This window comes from Roseibium sp. MB-4 (genome assembly GCF_053005265.1).
Map to the genome: position 1 here is coordinate 32,798 of NZ_JBRKQB010000001.1, position 17,602 is coordinate 50,399.

The 17,602-nt window shown below is 56.5% G+C and carries 18 protein-coding genes; 17 read left to right on the forward strand and 1 reads right to left on the reverse strand.

The window, feature by feature from the left end:
• Positions 1-36: 36 nt before the first annotated feature.
• The 3 genes from rpoC (at position 37) to ACVDG4_RS00190 (ending at position 6,479) form a co-directional block, all read left to right on the forward strand.
• Positions 37-4,236: a DNA-directed RNA polymerase subunit beta' gene (gene rpoC / locus ACVDG4_RS00180; protein ID WP_447233573.1), complete on the forward strand. Its 4,200-nt coding sequence runs from the start codon at positions 37-39 to the stop codon at positions 4,234-4,236.
• 80 nt (positions 4,237-4,316) lie between these two features.
• Positions 4,317-4,610, forward strand: coding sequence for a transcriptional regulator (locus tag ACVDG4_RS00185; protein ID WP_209173845.1), 294 nt, complete (start codon positions 4,317-4,319; stop codon positions 4,608-4,610).
• Positions 4,611-4,796: 186 nt separating this feature from the next.
• On the forward strand, positions 4,797-6,479 hold the full coding sequence (locus ACVDG4_RS00190) for a methyl-accepting chemotaxis protein (RefSeq protein WP_447233574.1): 1,683 nt from the start codon (positions 4,797-4,799) through the stop codon (positions 6,477-6,479).
• 82 nt (positions 6,480-6,561) lie between these two features.
• On the opposite strand, the gene ACVDG4_RS00195 is transcribed toward ACVDG4_RS00190, so the two are convergent.
• Positions 6,562-7,461, reverse strand: a complete 900-nt coding sequence (locus ACVDG4_RS00195) for a LysR family transcriptional regulator (protein ID WP_447233575.1) — start codon at positions 7,459-7,461, stop codon at positions 6,562-6,564.
• Between the two features lie 103 nt (positions 7,462-7,564).
• On the opposite strand from ACVDG4_RS00195, the gene ACVDG4_RS00200 reads away from it, so the two are divergent.
• The 14 genes from ACVDG4_RS00200 to rplP all read left to right on the forward strand — a co-directional run bounded on the left by ACVDG4_RS00200 (position 7,565) and on the right by rplP (position 17,597).
• Complete coding sequence (locus ACVDG4_RS00200) at positions 7,565-8,074, forward strand: lactoylglutathione lyase family protein (protein WP_447233576.1); 510 nt, start codon at positions 7,565-7,567, stop codon at positions 8,072-8,074.
• A 587-nt stretch (positions 8,075-8,661) separates the two neighbouring features.
• Positions 8,662-9,033, forward strand: a complete 372-nt coding sequence (gene rpsL, locus ACVDG4_RS00205) for a 30S ribosomal protein S12 (RefSeq protein WP_006936459.1) — start codon at positions 8,662-8,664, stop codon at positions 9,031-9,033.
• 12 nt (positions 9,034-9,045) lie between these two features.
• On the forward strand, positions 9,046-9,516 hold the full coding sequence (rpsG, locus tag ACVDG4_RS00210; RefSeq protein ID WP_133946854.1) for a 30S ribosomal protein S7: 471 nt from the start codon (positions 9,046-9,048) through the stop codon (positions 9,514-9,516).
• Positions 9,517-9,540: 24 nt separating this feature from the next.
• Positions 9,541-11,616, forward strand: coding sequence for an elongation factor G (gene fusA / locus ACVDG4_RS00215; protein ID WP_306150544.1), 2,076 nt, complete (start codon positions 9,541-9,543; stop codon positions 11,614-11,616).
• A gap of 47 nt (positions 11,617-11,663) precedes the next feature.
• Entirely contained in the window at positions 11,664-12,854 is a 1,191-nt protein-coding gene (gene tuf, locus ACVDG4_RS00220; RefSeq protein ID WP_209178387.1) for an elongation factor Tu, read from the forward strand.
• A gap of 76 nt (positions 12,855-12,930) precedes the next feature.
• The gene (rpsJ, locus tag ACVDG4_RS00225; RefSeq protein ID WP_006936455.1) at positions 12,931-13,239 is read left to right on the forward strand and encodes a 30S ribosomal protein S10; all 309 of its coding nucleotides are present in this window, start codon (positions 12,931-12,933) and stop codon (positions 13,237-13,239) included.
• A 23-nt stretch (positions 13,240-13,262) separates the two neighbouring features.
• Positions 13,263-13,973 (forward strand): 50S ribosomal protein L3, encoded by a 711-nt coding sequence (gene rplC, locus ACVDG4_RS00230; protein WP_133946856.1) that lies wholly within the window; start codon positions 13,263-13,265, stop codon positions 13,971-13,973.
• Complete coding sequence (rplD, locus tag ACVDG4_RS00235; protein ID WP_133946857.1) at positions 13,973-14,593, forward strand: 50S ribosomal protein L4; 621 nt, start codon at positions 13,973-13,975, stop codon at positions 14,591-14,593. The genes rplC and rplD overlap by 1 nt, the downstream gene beginning before the upstream one ends.
• Positions 14,590-14,883, forward strand: coding sequence for a 50S ribosomal protein L23 (locus ACVDG4_RS00240; RefSeq protein WP_008196252.1), 294 nt, complete (start codon positions 14,590-14,592; stop codon positions 14,881-14,883). Before rplD ends, ACVDG4_RS00240 begins: the two co-directional genes overlap by 4 nt.
• 18 nt (positions 14,884-14,901) lie before the next feature.
• Positions 14,902-15,735 carry a 50S ribosomal protein L2 gene (gene rplB / locus ACVDG4_RS00245; protein WP_133946858.1) on the forward strand — a complete coding sequence of 278 codons (834 nt, stop codon included), beginning with the start codon at positions 14,902-14,904 and terminating at the stop codon, positions 15,733-15,735.
• Positions 15,736-15,746: 11 nt separating this feature from the next.
• Positions 15,747-16,025 (forward strand): 30S ribosomal protein S19, encoded by a 279-nt coding sequence (gene rpsS / locus ACVDG4_RS00250; protein ID WP_133946859.1) that lies wholly within the window; start codon positions 15,747-15,749, stop codon positions 16,023-16,025.
• Between the two features lie 2 nt (positions 16,026-16,027).
• Positions 16,028-16,408: a 50S ribosomal protein L22 gene (gene rplV, locus ACVDG4_RS00255; protein ID WP_008197234.1), complete on the forward strand. Its 381-nt coding sequence runs from the start codon at positions 16,028-16,030 to the stop codon at positions 16,406-16,408.
• Positions 16,408-17,136, forward strand: a complete 729-nt coding sequence (gene rpsC, locus ACVDG4_RS00260; protein WP_040450745.1) for a 30S ribosomal protein S3 — start codon at positions 16,408-16,410, stop codon at positions 17,134-17,136. The genes rplV and rpsC overlap by 1 nt, the downstream gene beginning before the upstream one ends.
• A gap of 47 nt (positions 17,137-17,183) precedes the next feature.
• Positions 17,184-17,597, forward strand: coding sequence for a 50S ribosomal protein L16 (rplP, locus tag ACVDG4_RS00265; RefSeq protein ID WP_133946860.1), 414 nt, complete (start codon positions 17,184-17,186; stop codon positions 17,595-17,597).
• Positions 17,598-17,602 lie beyond the last annotated feature (5 nt).

Here is a 17,602-nt window from a genome sequence, read left to right on the forward strand (position 1 = left end):
ACTTACCTCCCGGCCGAGCATCGAAGGAGATGGATCATGAATCATGAGGTCATGAACCTGTTCAACCAGCAGGCTCCCGCACAGACCTTCGACAATATCAAGATCTCTCTGGCCAGCCCGGAGAAAATCTTGTCCTGGTCATTCGGTGAGATCAAAAAGCCGGAAACCATCAACTACCGGACTTTCAAGCCGGAGCGTGATGGTCTTTTCTGCGCGCGCATTTTTGGCCCGATCAAGGACTACGAATGTCTTTGCGGCAAATACAAGCGCATGAAATACAAAGGCGTTATCTGCGAAAAGTGTGGCGTTGAAGTCACGCTTTCCCGTGTACGCCGTGAACGTATGGGCCACATTGAGCTTGCAGCTCCGGTGGCACACATCTGGTTCCTGAAGTCCCTGCCGAGCCGCATTGGTTTGCTGCTCGACATGACGCTGAAGGATCTGGAACGCGTTCTGTACTTCGAAAACTACGTCGTTCTGGAGCCGGGTCTGACCCCGCTCAAGCAGCACCAGCTTCTGTCTGAAGAAGACTACGTTGCTGCTCAGGACGAGTACGGCGAAGACGCCTTCACCGCGATGATCGGTGCAGAAGCGATCCGCGAGATCCTGATGTCGATGGATCTTGAGCGTGAGTCTGAAAAGCTCCGCCAGGAAATTGCTGAAGCAACAACCGAGCTGAAGCCGAAGAAACTGGCCAAGCGCCTGAAGGTCATTGAAGCCTTCATGGAATCCGGCAACCGTCCGGAGTGGATGATCATGACCGTTGTTCCGGTCATTCCGCCGGATCTGCGTCCGCTGGTTCCGCTCGATGGCGGCCGGTTTGCAACCTCGGATCTCAATGATCTGTACCGCCGCGTGATCAACCGGAACAATCGTCTGCGCCGCCTGATGGAACTGCGTGCTCCGGACATCATCATCCGGAACGAGAAGCGCATGCTTCAGGAGTCTGTTGACGCCCTGTTCGACAACGGCCGCCGCGGCCGGGTCATCACTGGTGCCAACAAGCGTCCGCTGAAGTCTCTGTCCGACATGCTGAAAGGCAAGCAGGGCCGCTTCCGTCAGAACCTTCTCGGGAAGCGCGTTGACTATTCCGGCCGTTCGGTGATCACCGTGGGTCCGGAACTCAAGCTGCACCAGTGTGGTCTACCGAAGAAAATGGCGCTTGAGCTGTTCAAGCCGTTCATCTATTCGCGCCTCGACGCCAAGGGTTTCTCTTCAACTGTCAAACAGGCGAAGAAGCTCGTTGAAAAAGAGCGTCCGGAAGTCTGGGATATCCTGGATGAGGTGATCCGCGAGCACCCGGTTCTCCTGAACCGTGCGCCAACGCTTCACCGTCTTGGCATTCAGGCGTTCGAACCGACCCTGATCGAAGGCAAGGCGATCCAGCTGCACCCACTCGTTTGTTCCGCGTTCAACGCTGACTTCGACGGTGACCAGATGGCTGTTCACGTTCCGCTGTCGCTCGAAGCACAGCTGGAAGCGCGGACGCTGATGATGTCCACGAACAACATTCTGCACCCGGCAAACGGTGGCCCGATCATCGTGCCGTCGCAGGATATCGTTCTCGGTCTCTACTATCTGTCGATCATGGCAGAGAAAGAGCCGGGCGAGGGCATGGCTTTCTCCGATATCGGCGAGATCCACCATGCGCTGGCCAACAAGGTCATCACGCTGCACACGAAGATCAAGGGCCGTTTCCGTTCGGTGGATGCCGAAGGCAACCCGACCTCCGACATCTTCGAGACAACACCGGGCCGGATGCTGATTGCAGAACTACTGCCGAAGCATCACGAAGTGCCGTTCGACGTTGCCAACAAGCTGATGACCAAGAAGGACATCTCCAAGATGATCGACACGGTTTACCGTGCCTGCGGTCAGAAGGAGACGGTTATCTTCTGTGACCGGATCATGCAGCTCGGCTTCAAGAATGCCTGTAACGCCGGCATCTCCTTCGGCATGGACGACATGGTCATCCCGGACACCAAGCAGAAGCTTGTCGGGGAAACCGCGGCACTCGCGACCGAATACGAACAGCAGTACAATGACGGTCTCATCACCCAGGGCGAGAAGTACAACAAGGTTGTCGACGCTTGGGCGAAATGTACCGACAAGATCGCTGACGAGATGATGGCCCGCATTAAGGCGGTCCAGATCGATGAGGAAACCGGACGCCAGAAGCCGATGAACTCGGTTTACATGATGTCCCACTCCGGTGCGCGTGGTTCGCCTCAGCAGATGAAGCAGCTGGCCGGTATGCGTGGTCTTATGGCCAAGCCGGACGGGTCCATCATCGAGAACCCGATCATCTCGAACTTTAAAGAAGGTCTCTCGGTTCTCGAGTACTTCAACTCCACCCACGGTGCCCGTAAGGGTCTTGCCGATACGGCGTTGAAGACTGCGAACTCCGGTTACCTGACCCGCCGTCTCGTGGACGTTGCGCAGGATTCCATTATCCTTGAACCGGATTGTGGCTCTGAGCGCGGCATCACCGTGGCGCCGATTGTTGACGCCGGTAACGTCATTGCCTCCCTCGGCATGCGTGTTCTCGGTCGGACAACGGCGGAAGACGTCATCAATAACGCCACCGGCGAAGTGATCGTTCCGAAAGGACGTCTCATCGACGAGAAGGACGTTGATGCGATCGAAGCGGCGAAAGTTCAGCAGATCAAGATCCGCTCGGTTCTGACCTGTGAAACGGAAACCGGTGTTTGCGCAACCTGCTACGGCCGTGACCTTGCACGTGGTACTCCGGTGAACATGGGTGAAGCTGTTGGCGTTATCGCCGCGCAGTCGATCGGTGAGCCGGGCACCCAGCTGACCATGCGGACGTTCCACATTGGTGGTACGGCGCAGGTTGTCGATTCATCGTTCATCGAGTCCAACGTCGACGGTACGGTCAAGATCCGGAACCGCTCTGTACAGCGCGACTCGGAAGGCAATCTGATTGCCATGGTCCGCAACATGTCCATCGTTGTCATCGACAGCGACGGCAATGAGCGTGCCGTGCATCGTGTTGCCTACGGTTCCAAGCTGCATGTCGATGAAGGTGACGCGGTCAAACGCGGTCAGCGGATTGCCGAGTGGGATCCGTACACCCGTCCGATGCTTGCTGAAGTTGATGGTGTTGTGGACTTTGAGGACCTGGTTGACGGGGCATCTGTTCAGGAGACCGCCGACGAGGCGACCGGTATCACCAAGCGTGTCGTCATCGACTGGCGCTCTTCGCAGCGTGGCGCGGATCTCAAGCCGGCGGTTGTCATCAAGGACGCCAAAGGTTCCGTTGCCAAAAACCAGCGTGGATCCGATGCCCGCTTGATGCTGTCCGTGGACGCGGTTCTCTCGGTTCAGCCGGGTGCATCGGTCAAGGCCGGTGACGTGCTTGCACGTATTCCGCTGGAAAGCGCCAAGACCAAGGACATCACCGGTGGTCTGCCGCGCGTTGCGGAACTGTTCGAGGCTCGCCGTCCGAAGGATCACGCGATCATCGCAGAAATCGATGGTACGATCCGCTTTGGCCGCGACTACAAGAACAAGCGCCGTGTCATCATCGATCCGGCAGAGGAGGGCGCCGAGCCCGTCGAATACCTCATCCCGAAGGGCAAGCACTTCCACCTTCAGGAAGGCGATGCCATTGAAAAGGGTGAGTACATTCTCGACGGTAACCCGGCACCACACGACATTCTGGCCGTTAAAGGCGTTGAGGCGCTCGCTGCCTACCTCGTCAACGAGATCCAGGAAGTCTATCGTCTGCAGGGCGTTGTGATTAACGACAAGCACATTGAGGTGATTGTCCGTCAGATGCTGCAGAAGGTCGAGATCACCGATCCGGGTGAGACCGAATTCTTCTCAGGTGAGCAGATCGACCGGATCGACTTTGAAGAGGCCAATCAACGGGCCATCGACAATGCGAAGGATCCGGCGAAAGGCACACCGGTTCTGCTCGGGATCACCAAGGCGTCGTTGCAGACACGCTCGTTCTTCTCCGCCGCCTCCTTCCAGGAGACGACCCGCGTTCTTACCGACGCGGCGGTCAACGGCAAGACCGACCCGCTGGTCGGCCTCAAAGAGAACGTTATTGTTGGCCGTTTGATCCCGGCCGGTACAGGCGGGGTGATGAAGCGGATCCGCAAGATTGCATCCCATCGCGACGACCTGATCCAGGAAGCGCAGCGGGCTCAGTCTTCGGAAAGTGCCGCAGAAGGCCTTCTGGAAGACATGACCGGCGCTGCGGAATAAGCTTCGGCAACAGTCAAATCATGAAAGGCCGCCTCCGGGCGGCCTTTCTCGTATCGAACGAGTTAAGGAGGGTTGCCCTCATGAATGACAATGACCTGGAACTGGACCCCGTGGTCTACATCGTCATCGGCCGTGTCTGGCAGGATGAAAATACATCTCCGGATGCAGCGATCACGATCCATGCTCTTTTGACAGCACCAGATGATGACGATGCCGTGCGCAAGACCTTGGAAGCTCTGTCGTCGCAAGGCTTCACGGAAGCGGAACTGGATCAAATCGGTGTCATCGACGGTGAACCGGATGAGCCTATCTATGAAGGCGCCTATCATGATGCTCTGTCGGGCAACGTGGCAATTGTCACGCTTGCCGACTAAGACATGTTGTAGGTAGTTTCGTTAGGACAATTAAATAGTATTGTCATCTGTGATTATGTTTTGCCTCTGCTGTCAAAAGCGGAGGCGTATTTTATTTATATTCTGAGTTGTCTTACGAAAAACATCCACCTTTCGTTTACGTAACTGGAAAACACTAAACCCTGAATTGCAAATCGGAGGTTATACATGTTTTCGAGAATTTCAGTTGGCATGCGATTGGGCATGCTCATGGGGTTGGTGGTTCTTTGCTTGATTGCGATCCTTGGCGCAGCGGCTTACCAGGATCGCGACCGCTCGTATGCGGAGCGGCGGATTGGCCTGACCCATCTTGTCAATGCGGCCACGAGCACGATTGAGAGTTACCATAAGCGAAGCATAGCCGGAGAGTTCACTGAAGAGCAGGCGCAAAAGTTCGCCAAGGAGGCGATACGAGGCATGCGCTATGACAATGGCAATTATCTCTTTATCAACCTGCGCGGCGACGCGCTGATCATGCACCCCGCACGGCCGGATCTGGAGGGCATGACCTCCCAGGACCTCGTTCGTGACTTCGGGTCGTCCAGTTTGCCGACTTTCTATGACATCGTGCAGAGCCAGGGCAGTGGTTTTCATGATTACGTTTGGCGCAGGCCGAATTCCGACGATCCGGCAGGCAAGACGGCATATGTGACGATGTACCAGCCTTGGGAGTGGGTGATCGGGACCGGCGCCTACGTGGATGACATTGAAGCGGCATTTCAAAAGAACCTTGTTTGGCTTGCCGGGATCGCCCTTGGGTTGGTTCTGCTTCTGGCTATCGCTTCCCACTTCCTGATCCAGTCGATTACAAAGCCACTGGCGCGGACGGTCCAAGAAGCTGAAGCGCTTGCAGCCGGTGACACCGAGATCCAGTTCACTGATGCGGATCGCAAGGACGAGATCGGGACAGTGGCGCGGTCGATCGCTGCTTTCCGGGATCGGATTTTTGAACAACAGCGGCTCGCCCGGGAAGCTGCTGAAACGGCAGATGCTCAGACCCGCCGCCAGCATCTGGTGGAAAGTCTTGTGTCCCGGTTTCGCGAAAATGTCTCCCATTTGCTTACCGCGGTTGGTGACCGGATCGGTACTGTGAAGACAACGGCGACCGAATTGTCCGGTCTTGCAAGCGCATCTTCAGAGCGGGCAGCTGGAGCTAGCGGATCAGCGGAATCGGCCAACGGCAGCATTGAGACAACAGCCGCCGCGGCCCAGGAGCTCACTTTCGCAATCCGGGAAATCAACTCGCAGGTGTCCAAAACCACGGAGGGCGTCCAAGGGGCGACGGAAGCTGCGAACAAATCCAGCCAGCGGGTCACCAGCCTGTCCAATGCCGCGATCAAGATCGGTGAGGTGGTCACACTTATTCAGGCGATCGCCGAGCAAACCAATCTTTTGGCCTTGAACGCAACCATTGAGGCTGCGCGGGCCGGGGAGGCGGGCAAGGGGTTTGCCGTTGTCGCTGCTGAGGTGAAAGAGCTCGCAACACAGACCGCAAAAGCCACGGAAGAAATCAGCAACCAGATTGCCGACATCCAGGGCTCCACCAATGAAGCGGTGGCCGCGATTGACGAGATCACATCTCGTGTCGAGGAAGTCCGCAATTTCACTACCGCGATTGCTGCCTCTATCTCTCAGCAAGAGTCTGCAACAGAGTCGATTGCTCAAAGTGTGGTGCAGGCCGTTGAACAGACAAAATCGGCCAAATCCGAAATGGAAATGGTTGTGACCTCTGCCCGGGAAACCGACGACGGATCGCTCGTCGTTTTGCGCGGCGCTGATGAAGTCGCCGACTATGCCGAGAAACTTCGCGGTGAGGTCGACACCTTCCTCGATTCTGTCGCGGCTGCATAAGCAGAGCGGGGGGAGTGGCAAAAGACCCGGGCGCAGGAAACCGCTGCCCGGGTCTTTGTGTTTCCAGGAGTCATGTTGTCTGCTAGTCCGCTTTTTCTAGCTGGAGGGCGGTGTCTCTAAAAGCTGCGGCGATCGGATGTTGACGTGCTGGCCATGGCCTGTTCCGAAGGGTGCACATCCAAAGGTCTTGAAACAGTGGTTTTTCAAGTTCAGCGACGGCGACTTTATCGCGGCAGGAAAATGCATCGATCCCGCTGCGCGGCAAAACGGTATATCCGACACCTGATGTCATCGGCATCGGGATCTGGCCGATTTGATTGACGCTTCCGCGCAATCTCAGATTCTCGATCCCCGCATAGTCGTTGGGATAGTTCAGGCTGAGTAAGCGGTCCGCATAGCCATAACCATCCGGATGCCCAATAAAGCCCAACTCCTGCAAAGCATCAAATTCCGGACGCATACCTCCGAAATCAGCGGGAAGGAGAAGGCACAACTCTTCGCGCCCAAGATGCTCAACGTCCAAACGGGTGTGTGTGGGCTTTTCGCTCACGATGCCGAGATCAATGGTGTTGTCGAGGAGCCCTTCAATTATTTTGTTCTGCGGCATTGAATGGAGGTGAAGCGCAAGGGAGGAGTGGTTGCCCATCAAGGCTAAAAGACGCGGGTAAAGAAGGAGGGCGAAACTACCCGAACATGCCATTGTGCTCGTCCCGGTGCCGGGATCATCGTGGTTCAAGTTATTGAGCAGAGCCTGTTCTTGTGTCCACCATCTTTTGCCGTACTCCAAAACGGCTGTTCCCGCGGGGGTAAGCGTGAAAATTCTGCCCGAACGAACAACAAGATCCTGTCCGATTTGCTCCTCCAGCTTTTTCAAATGCTGTGAGACACCGGGCTGGGTCATGTTCAAACGTTGAGCTGTTTTCGTAAAGCTTTGAGTTCCGCAAAGAACAGTGAATGTCGTCAGCCAGTTCGAGTTCAGCACGATATCCTCGAGAATAACAAAAAGTAATTCCAAATATCATATATGATAATTATTCAAAATATCCGATGGGGCCTATCTTTGTAATCCAACAAGGAGAGACACCATGAAAATCACCCCCCGTTCATTTTCCCACATCGGTTTGTCGGTCCCGGATGTCGATGCCGCAGTCAAATTCTATTCCGAGGTTCTGGGATTTTACATCATCATGCCCAGCACTGAGGTGGTCGAGGACGACAGTGAAATCGGACGCATGTGTACAGATGTCTTCGAACCAGGCTGGACCAAACTCAGGATTGCCCATTTGGCCACTTCAGACAGAATTGGCATCGAGCTGTTCGAGTTTGAAGGGAACCATCCGCCGGAGGACAATCTTGACTTCCGCAGGCATGGAACATTTCACTTCTGTATTCAGGATCCCGACGTTGAGGGTTTGGTGGAGAAGATTGTTGCTGCGGGCGGTAAACAACGTATGCCGATCCGGGAATATTATCCTGGTGAGAAACCGTATCGGATGGTCTATGTCGAAGATCCGTTCGGCAATGTTTTCGAAGTCTACAGCCACAGTTATGAGCTCACATACTCTTCCGGCGCCTACGCAGCACCGGCAGAGTGATATTGGGGCCATGTTTGCTGCATAGCTGCCATGCTACTGTTGGAATCAGTAGCCGGCTGTCCATGCCGGCCCTGTTTGTTTGATGAAACCTGCAGGATTGGCATGATTTGAATCACTGGCTTAACCATTGATTCACTGCTTGGAATCGGCCGATCCACCTGCAAAATCACAAACGAACAACAGAAGCTTGGTTGACGAAACAATCTTACAATCGGGCGCTGTCTGCTGGAGAAAAATGACGCGGATTTCTGCGGTTTTGCGGAAATGCGGAATTTCCAACAAATCACTTGACGCAAAGGGTGCATCTGAGTAGTTTCCGCGCATCCCAAGGGCAGGCGGTAAGAGCGAACCCTCCAGCGCTTCACGAAAGCGCAGGACACAGTCCTCTTAAACGCTGCCGGGTCACATAGGCGAATACGCGTCGATTGCATGACCGCGAGGCAACTCGTGGTCCTCTGGTTTTTCGCAGCGCCGGCCGCTCCAAATGGAGCGCGCGGGCGCGATTCTGCATGTTTGAACACATGCGGCGTCAGCGGGGGACTGCAGTTGCACAAAAGATTTTGGATGGACAAGGTAAAGGGCACAGAATGCCGACCATCAACCAGTTGATCCGCAAGCCGCGGAAAGATCCGCCGAAGCGGAACAAAGTGCCGGCCATGGAGGCCTGCCCGCAGAAGCGTGGTGTTTGCACCCGCGTATACACAACCACTCCGAAGAAGCCGAACTCGGCTCTGCGTAAAGTGGCGAAAATCCGTCTGACCAACGGCTTCGAAGTCATCGGTTACATCCCGGGTGAAGGCCACAACCTTCAAGAGCACTCGGTTGTGATGATCCGTGGCGGCCGTGTGAAAGACTTGCCGGGTGTCCGCTACCACATCATTCGTGGTGTTCTGGATACCCAAGGCGTCAAAGATCGTAAGCAGCGTCGTTCGAAATACGGCGCGAAGCGGCCGAAGTAAGGAGCACATTAGATGTCCCGTCGTCACCGCGCCGAAAAACGCGAAATCAACCCGGATCCGAAGTTCGGGGATATGGTCGTCACAAAGTTCATGAATTCCATCATGTACGACGGCAAGAAGTCCACTGCAGAGCGCATCGTTTACGGTGCTTTCGACGTGGTCGAGAACAAGACCCGCGAGAACCCGATCGAAGTGTTCCACGCTGCTCTTGAGAACGTTATGCCGCAAGTGGAAGTTCGTTCCCGCCGTGTTGGTGGTGCGACCTACCAGGTTCCGGTTGAGGTTCGTAGCGAACGCCGTCAGGCGCTTGCAATCCGCTGGTTGATCGCAGCTGCGCGCAACCGCAACGAAACCACAATGGTTGATCGTCTGTCTGGCGAATTGCTCGATGCAGCAAACAACCGTGGTACCGCAGTTAAGAAGCGCGAAGACACGCACCGGATGGCAGACGCCAACCGCGCATTCTCGCACTATCGCTGGTAATTTCGACTTTGAAGGGCTGACGCTATGTCGCGCACGCATAAAATCGAGGACTACCGTAACTTCGGCATCATGGCGCACATCGATGCTGGTAAGACGACCACCACCGAGCGGATCCTCTACTACACTGGTAAGAGCCACAAAATCGGCGAAGTTCATGACGGTGCCGCCACCATGGACTGGATGGAGCAGGAGCAGGAGCGTGGCATCACGATCACCTCTGCTGCAACAACCGCGTTCTGGAATGAAAAGCGCCTGAACATCATCGACACCCCGGGCCACGTTGACTTCACCATTGAAGTTGAGCGCTCCCTGCGTGTTCTTGACGGTGCGGTTGCTCTTCTGGACGCAAACGCTGGTGTTGAGCCGCAGACCGAAACTGTTTGGCGTCAGGCCGACAAGTACAACGTCCCGCGGATGATTTTCGTCAACAAGATGGACAAGCTCGGCGCCGATTTCGATCGCTGCTGCGAGATGATCAAGTCCCGTCTTGGTGCAACTCCGCTGGTCATGCAGTTGAACATCGGTGCGGAAAGCGAATTTGCCGGTGTTGTTGATCTGCTGAAAATGAAGGCGCTGATCTGGCAGTCCGAGAACCTCGGTGCTGCTTGGGATGTTGTCGACATCCCGGCTGAACTTGCCGACCGTGCGCAGGAAATGCGTGATGCCCTGATCGAGACTGCTGTCGAGATCGATGAAGAAGCTATGGAAGCTTATCTTGAAGGCGAAGAGCCGTCCTTCGAAAAGATCCAGCAGCTGATCCGCAAGGGCACCATCAACGGTGACTTCGTTCCGGTATTCTGCGGTTCTGCATTCAAAAACAAAGGCGTACAGCCGCTTCTTGATGCAGTGGTTGATTACCTGCCGAGCCCGGTCGAAGTTCCGGCCATTAAGGGTATCGATCCGAAGACCGAAGGCGAAGCGGTACGGAAATCTTCTGATGAAGAGCCGCTCAGCATTCTGGCATTCAAGATCGCGAACGATCCGTTCGTTGGTTCTTTGACGTTCTGCCGTATCTATTCTGGCGTATTGAACAAGGGTGTTTCCTTGCTCAACACCGTGAAGGATAAGAAAGAGCGCGTCGGTCGCATGATGCAGATGCACTCCAACTCGCGTGAAGACATCGACGTCGCATATGCTGGCGACATTGTTGCGATCGCAGGTCTCAAGGATACCACAACAGGTGACACGCTCTGCGATCCGCTGAAGCCGGTCATCCTGGAGCGGATGGAATTCCCTGAGCCGGTTATCGAGATCGCGGTTGAGCCGAAGACCAAAGGCGACCAGGAGAAGATGGGTCTCGCCCTGAACCGTCTGGCTGCTGAGGATCCGTCCTTCCGGGTTAAGACCGACGAAGAGTCCGGTCAGACCATCATTGCTGGTATGGGCGAATTGCACCTCGACATCCTTGTTGACCGCATGAAGCGCGAGTTCAAGGTTGAGGCGAACATTGGTGCGCCGCAGGTTGCCTACCGCGAAACCATTACCAAAACAGCAGACGTGGACTACACCCACAAGAAGCAGTCTGGTGGTTCCGGTCAGTTCGCTCGCATCAAGCTCACGATCGAACCGGCAGAGCCGAACGAAGGCTTCGTCTTCGAAAGCAAGATTGTCGGCGGTAACGTTCCGAAAGAATACATTCCGGGCGTTAGCAAGGGTATCGAAAGCGTCATGTCGTCTGGTCCGCTGGCCGGCTTCCCGATGCTCGACATCAAGGCAACTCTCACCGATGGTGCCTACCACGATGTTGACTCCTCGGTCCTTGCGTTCGAGATCGCCGGCCGTGCCGGTTTCCGCGAAGGTATTGCCAAGGCCGGACCTAAGCTCCTTGAGCCGGTCATGAAGGTTGAGGTTGTTACCCCTGAAGATTACATGGGTGACGTGATTGGTGACCTGAACTCCCGCCGCGGCCAGATCGCGGGTACGGAGAACCGGGGCATTGTGACTGTCATCACCGCAATGGTGCCGCTGGCCAACATGTTTGGTTATGTGAACAACCTGCGTTCCATGTCTCAAGGCCGCGCTCAATACTCGATGGTGTTCGATCACTACGAGCAGGTGCCGCAGGCTGTCGCCGAAGAGGTTCAGGCGAAATACGCCTGACCCCAACCTCTTGAATTAATTAAGAATTAGAGAAACGGAGTACTCCGATGGCGAAGGAAAAGTTTGAGCGCAACAAGCCGCACGTCAACATTGGCACGATTGGCCACGTTGACCACGGCAAGACGACGCTGACCGCTGCAATCACCATGACGCTGGCCGAAGCTGGCGGTGCGACTGCAAAAGCATATGACGAGATTGACGGCGCGCCTGAAGAAAAGGCACGCGGCATCACCATCTCCACGGCGCACGTTGAGTATGAGACGGAAAACCGTCACTACGCTCACGTTGATTGCCCGGGCCACGCCGACTACGTGAAGAACATGATCACCGGTGCTGCCCAGATGGACGGCGCGATCCTTGTTTGTTCTGCAGCGGACGGCCCGATGCCGCAGACCCGTGAGCACATCCTGCTTGCGCGTCAGGTTGGCGTTCCGGCACTTGTCGTGTTCATGAACAAGGTTGACCAGGTCGACGACGAAGAGCTTCTCGAGCTCGTCGAAATGGAAATCCGTGAACTGCTGTCTTCCTATGAGTTCCCGGGCGACGACATTCCGATCGTCAAGGGTTCTGCTCTGGCAGCTGTTGAAGACCGCGATGCAGCCATTGGCCGTGACGCAATCCGTGAGCTGATGGCAGCTGTTGACGACTACATCCCGACGCCTGAGCGTCCGAAGGATCAGCCGTTCCTGATGCCGATCGAAGACGTGTTCTCGATCTCTGGCCGCGGTACTGTTGTGACCGGCCGTGTTGAGCGTGGCATCATCAAGGTGGGTGAAGAAGTCGAGATCGTCGGCATCAAAGACACCCAAAAGACAACGGTTACCGGCGTTGAAATGTTCCGCAAGCTGCTGGACAGCGGTGAAGCAGGCGACAACATCGGTGCTCTGATCCGCGGCGTTGGCCGTGAAGATGTTGAGCGTGGCCAGGTTCTTTGTAAGCCGGGTTCTGTGACCCCGCACACGAAGTTCAAGGCAGAAGCCTACATCCTGACGAAGGAAGAGGGTGGCCGTCACACGCCGTTCTTCACCAACTACCGCCCGCAGTTTTACTTCCGTACGACGGACGTGACCGGTGTGGTTTCTCTGCCGGAAGGCACGGAAATGGTGATGCCTGGCGACAACGTCTCTGTTGACGTTGAGCTGATCGTGCCGATCGCCATGGAAGACGGTCTGCGCTTCGCGATCCGCGAAGGTGGCCGCACCGTCGGCGCCGGCGTCGTCGCCTCAATCATCGAATAATCGACAGCCGGGCCTGCTGGCACCTTAGAACAAGTGAATGCGGGCAGGCCCGCCAGTCTTATTGGGAACAACAACAATGAACGGTCAGAATATCCGGATCCGCCTGAAGGCTTTTGACCACCGTATTCTCGACGCTTCCACCAAGGAAATCGTCAATACGGCCAAGCGGACCGGTGCACAGGTACGGGGTCCCGTGCCGCTGCCGACGCGGATCGAGAAGTACACCGTACTTCGTGGACCGCATATCGATAAGAAAAGCCGCGATCAGTTCGAGATGCGCACACATAAGCGCCTTCTCGACATCGTTGACCCGACACCGCAGACCGTGGACGCGCTGATGAAGCTCGACCTGGCCGCTGGCGTCGACGTCGAGATCAAGCTCTGAGGCGAGGCGAAGGGGACACATCCATGCGTTCTGGAGTGATCGCTCAGAAAGTGGGCATGACCCGCATCTATAACGATGCAGGCGAACATGTTCCGGTCACAGTATTGCGGCTGGAAAACTGTCAGGTGGTTGCCCACCGGACTGACGAAAAGAACGGTTACAACGCACTGCAGCTCGGTGCCGGTACCCGTAAAGTAAAAAATACGCCGAAGGCACTGCGCGGTCACTTTGCTGTTGCAAAGGTTGAGCCGAAGCGGACAGTGGTCGAGTTCCGCGTTTCTGCGGACAACATGATCGACGTTGGCGCGGAAATCACCGCTGACCACTACGTCGAAGGCCAGTATGTCGACGTGACCGGAACTTCCATCGGTAAAGGCTTTGCCGGTGTTATGAAGCGTCACAACTTCGGTGGTGGCCGTGCATCGCACGGCAACTCGATCTCGCACCGCTCACACGGTTCTACCGGTCAATGTCAGGACCCGGGCCGCGTGTTCAAGGGCAAGAAGATGGCCGGTCATATGGGTGATGCCCGCGTGACCACGCAGAACCTCAAGGTTGTGCGCACTGATGTTGAGCGTGGCCTGATCATGGTCGAAGGCTCTGTACCGGGCGCCAAGGGCGGCTGGATCCAGGTCCGCGATGCGATCAAAAAGGCGCTGCCGGACAACGTTCCGGTCCCGGGTGCTTTCAAGGCGTCCGAAGCGGCTGAGGCTGCCGGGAAGGAGAGTGAGTGATGGAACTCCAGGTCAAGACCCTCGAAGGTGGGGCGGCCGGTTCGATCACGGTGTCTGACGAGATCTTTGGTCTCGAGCCGCGCACCGATTTGATCCACCGCGTTGTGCGCTGGCAGCTTGCCAAGCGCCAGGCGGGTACCCACAAGACGCTTGGTCGTTCGGAAGTTACTGGTTCTACGAAGAAATTCGTTCGCCAGAAAGGTTCCGGCGGCGCGCGTCACGGCAACAAAAAGGCTCCGCAGTTTCGCGGCGGTGGTAAGGCATTCGGTCCGGTCGTTCGCGATCACGGCCATGACCTGCCGAAGAAAGTCCGCGTCCTCGGCCTGAAGCATGCGCTGTCCGCGAAAGCAAAGGCAGACAGCATCGTTGTTGTCGAAGATGCAAAGGCTGCTGAAGCGAAAACCAAGGCTCTCAAGTCCCAGCTGAACAAGCTCGGCCTGACCAGCGCTCTGGTGATCGACGGCGCCGAAGTTGACAACAACTTCGCACTGGCGTCCCGCAACATTCCGCACCTGGATGTGTTGCCGGTTCAAGGCATCAATGTTTACGACATCCTGCGCGCCAACACTCTGGTGTTGACGAAAGCTGCGGTGTCCGCACTTGAGGAGCGCTTTAAATGAGCAATCTTCCTCACTACGACAAAATCGTTGGCCCGGTAATCACCGAAAAGTCGACGATGGCTTCTGAAGAGAACAAGGTTGTCTTCAAGGTTGCCAATGATGCAACCAAGCCGGAAATCAAGGCCGCTGTCGAAGCACTGTTCGGCGTCAAGGTCACGGCAGTCAACACTCTTGTCCGCAAGGGCAAAGTGAAGCGCTTCCGCGGACGTCTTGGCCGCCAGTCTGACTTCAAGAAGGCCGTCGTAACGCTGCAGGAAGGTCACGCAATCGACGTGGCCACCGGGCTCTAAGACGGGGACTTAAGAAAAATGGCACTTAAGACATTCAATCCGACGTCCCCGGGCCGCCGTCAGCTGGTACAGGTTGACCGCTCCGGTCTTTGGAAGGGCAAGCCGGTCAAGACTTTGACCGAAGGCCTTTCTAAAAAGGGCGGCCGGAACAACACTGGACGCATCACGTCTCCGAACCGCAGTGGCGGTCACAAGCGGACTTACCGTCTTGTTGACTTCAAGCGCCGCAAGTGGGACGTGCCGGCAACGGTAGAGCGCCTGGAATACGATCCGAACCGGACCGCATTCATTGCTCTGATCCGTTACGAAGACGGCGAGCTGAGCTACATCCTGGCTCCGCAGCGCTTGTCCGAAGGCGACACTGTTGTCGCCGGTGAAAACGTTGATGTGAAACCGGGCAATGCGGCTCCTTTGTCGCGCATTCCGGTTGGTACGATTGTGCACAACATCGAGCTGAAGCCGGGCAAAGGCGCCCAGATCGCTCGCTCTGCCGGTGCATTCGTTCAGATCGTCGGCCGTGACCAAGGTTACACAACGCTGCGCCTGATGTCTGGTGAACAGCGCCGTGTTCTCGGCACTTGCATGGCAACCATTGGCGCTGTGTCCAACCCGGACCACTCCAATGTGAACCTCGGCAAGGCAGGCCGTTCCCGCTGGCTGGGCATCAAACCGCACGTTCGCGGTGTTGCCATGAACCCGATCGACCACCCGCATGGTGGTGGTGAAGGTCGGACCTCCGGCGGTCGTCATCCGGTTACTCCTTGGGGTAAACCGACCAAAGGTAAGCGCACGCGGAAGAACAAGCAGACCGATAAGTTTATCGTCCGCTCCCGCCACGCGCGTAAGAAGTAAGGGACAGGATCGTGGCACGTTCGATCTGGAAAGGTCCGTTTGTCGACGGGTATCTGCTGAAGAAAGCGGAGAAGGTCCGCGAGGCCGGCCGGAACGAGGTCATCAAGACCTGGAGCCGCCGCTCGACGATCCTCCCGCAGTTCGTTGGTCTTACCTTCGGCGTCTACAACGGTCAGAAGCACGTTCCGGTGCTGGTGTCTGAAGAGATGATTGGTCACAAGTTCGGTGAGTTCTCACCGTCCCGGACCTATTACGGACACGGCGCCGACAAGAAGGCGAAGAGGAAGTAACGATGGGCAAGCCGAAGCGTGAGCGGGTGCTCGCTGACAACGAAGCTCGGGCGATGACACGGATGATCCGTGTCTCTCCCCGCAAGCTGAATCTCGTTGCTGCTGCTATCCGCGGTAAAAAAGTCGGTTCCGCAATCGCGGATCTGACATTCTCCCGCAAGCGCATTGCGCAGGACGTCAAGAAAACCTTGATGTCTGCGATTGCAAACGCGGAAAACAATCACGACCTGGACATCGACAACCTGGTGGTTGCCGAAGCTCACGTTGGCAAAGCTTTTGTCATCAAGCGCTTCCAGGCCCGTGCACGCGGACGGGTTGGCCGGATCGAGAAGCCGTTCTCGAACCTGACCATCGTTGTGCGCGAAGTTGAGGAGAGTGCCTGATGGGACACAAAGTTAACCCGATCGGCATGCGCCTCGGGATCAACCGCACCTGGGACTCCCGCTGGTACGCGAACAAAAACGAGTACGGCGATCTTCTGCACGAAGACTTCCGCATTCGTGAGTACCTGATGAAGGAACTCAAGCAGGCGGCGGTGTCCAAGGTAGTTATCGAGCGCCCGCACAAGAAGTGCCGTGTGTCCATTCACTCCGGTCGTCCGGGTGTGGTCATCGGTAAAAAAGGTGCGGACATCGAGCGTCTTCGCAAGAAGATTGCTGAAATCACCAACTCCGAAGTGCATCTCAACATCGTTGAAGTGCGCAAGCCGGAAATCGACGCGACATTGGTTGCCGCTTCGATTGCTCAGCAGCTGGAACGCCGTGTTGCTTTCCGCCGCGCCATGAAACGGGCTGTTCAGTCCGCCATGCGTCTGGGCGCACAGGGCATTCGGATCAACTGCGGCGGCCGTCTCGGCGGTGCGGAAATCGCGCGTATCGAATGGTACCGTGAAGGCCGTGTGCCGCTTCACACTCTGCGTGCAGACATCGACTACGGTGTTGCAAGCGCGCACACAGCTTACGGCGTGTGCGGTGTGAAGGTCTGGATCTTCAAGGGTGAAATTCTGGAACATGACCCGATGGCGTCCGAACGCCGTGCGACGGCTGCTTCCGAAGGCAACCAGGGTGATCGCGGCGGACGCCGGGATCGGGGCCGCGAGCGCGCAGCTTAATATAAGCTGCCTGCCGCTCGTAAGATAAGAAAGACGAGAGAAGAACGATGCTGCAACCGAAGCGCACTAAGTTCCGCAAGCAGCACAAAGGCCGCATCCACGGCTTGTCGAAGGGGGGGACTGACCTCAACTTCGGCGCATTCGGTCTGAAGGCTCTGGAGCCGGAGCGGGTTACCGCTCGTCAGATCGAAGCGGCCCGTCGTGCTATGACCCGTCACATGAAGCGTGCGGGTCGTGTTTGGATCCGCATCTTCCCGGATCTGCCAGTTTCCTCGAAACCGGCTGAAGTCCGCATGGGTAAAGGTAAGGGTTCTCCGGATTACTGGGCTTGCCGTGTCAAGCCGGGCCGGATCATGTTCGAAATTGACGGTGTGCCGGAAGACGTTGCTCGTGAAGCAATGCGTCTTGCCGCTGCCAAGCTGCCGATCAAGTGCCGTTTCGTTCAGCGTATCGGCGAATAAGGCAG

Excerpts from the sequence above, each read along its gene's own strand:
- rpoC (WP_447233573.1), top strand. The coding sequence starts at position 37 with ATGAATCATGAGGTCATGAACCTGTTCAACCAGCAGGCTCCCGCACAG.
- ACVDG4_RS00185 (WP_209173845.1), top strand. The coding sequence starts at position 4,317 with ATGAATGACAATGACCTGGAACTGGACCCCGTGGTCTACATCGTCATC.
- ACVDG4_RS00190 (WP_447233574.1), top strand. The coding sequence starts at position 4,797 with ATGTTTTCGAGAATTTCAGTTGGCATGCGATTGGGCATGCTCATGGGG.
- ACVDG4_RS00200 (WP_447233576.1), top strand. The coding sequence starts at position 7,565 with ATGAAAATCACCCCCCGTTCATTTTCCCACATCGGTTTGTCGGTCCCG.
- rpsL (WP_006936459.1), top strand. The coding sequence starts at position 8,662 with ATGCCGACCATCAACCAGTTGATCCGCAAGCCGCGGAAAGATCCGCCG.
- rpsG (WP_133946854.1), top strand. The coding sequence starts at position 9,046 with ATGTCCCGTCGTCACCGCGCCGAAAAACGCGAAATCAACCCGGATCCG.
- fusA (WP_306150544.1), top strand. The coding sequence starts at position 9,541 with ATGTCGCGCACGCATAAAATCGAGGACTACCGTAACTTCGGCATCATG.
- tuf (WP_209178387.1), top strand. The coding sequence starts at position 11,664 with ATGGCGAAGGAAAAGTTTGAGCGCAACAAGCCGCACGTCAACATTGGC.
- rpsJ (WP_006936455.1), top strand. The coding sequence starts at position 12,931 with ATGAACGGTCAGAATATCCGGATCCGCCTGAAGGCTTTTGACCACCGT.
- rplC (WP_133946856.1), top strand. The coding sequence starts at position 13,263 with ATGCGTTCTGGAGTGATCGCTCAGAAAGTGGGCATGACCCGCATCTAT.
- rplD (WP_133946857.1), top strand. The coding sequence starts at position 13,973 with ATGGAACTCCAGGTCAAGACCCTCGAAGGTGGGGCGGCCGGTTCGATC.
- ACVDG4_RS00240 (WP_008196252.1), top strand. The coding sequence starts at position 14,590 with ATGAGCAATCTTCCTCACTACGACAAAATCGTTGGCCCGGTAATCACC.
- rplB (WP_133946858.1), top strand. The coding sequence starts at position 14,902 with ATGGCACTTAAGACATTCAATCCGACGTCCCCGGGCCGCCGTCAGCTG.
- rplV (WP_008197234.1), top strand. The coding sequence starts at position 16,028 with ATGGGCAAGCCGAAGCGTGAGCGGGTGCTCGCTGACAACGAAGCTCGG.
- rpsC (WP_040450745.1), top strand. The coding sequence starts at position 16,408 with ATGGGACACAAAGTTAACCCGATCGGCATGCGCCTCGGGATCAACCGC.
- rplP (WP_133946860.1), top strand. The coding sequence starts at position 17,184 with ATGCTGCAACCGAAGCGCACTAAGTTCCGCAAGCAGCACAAAGGCCGC.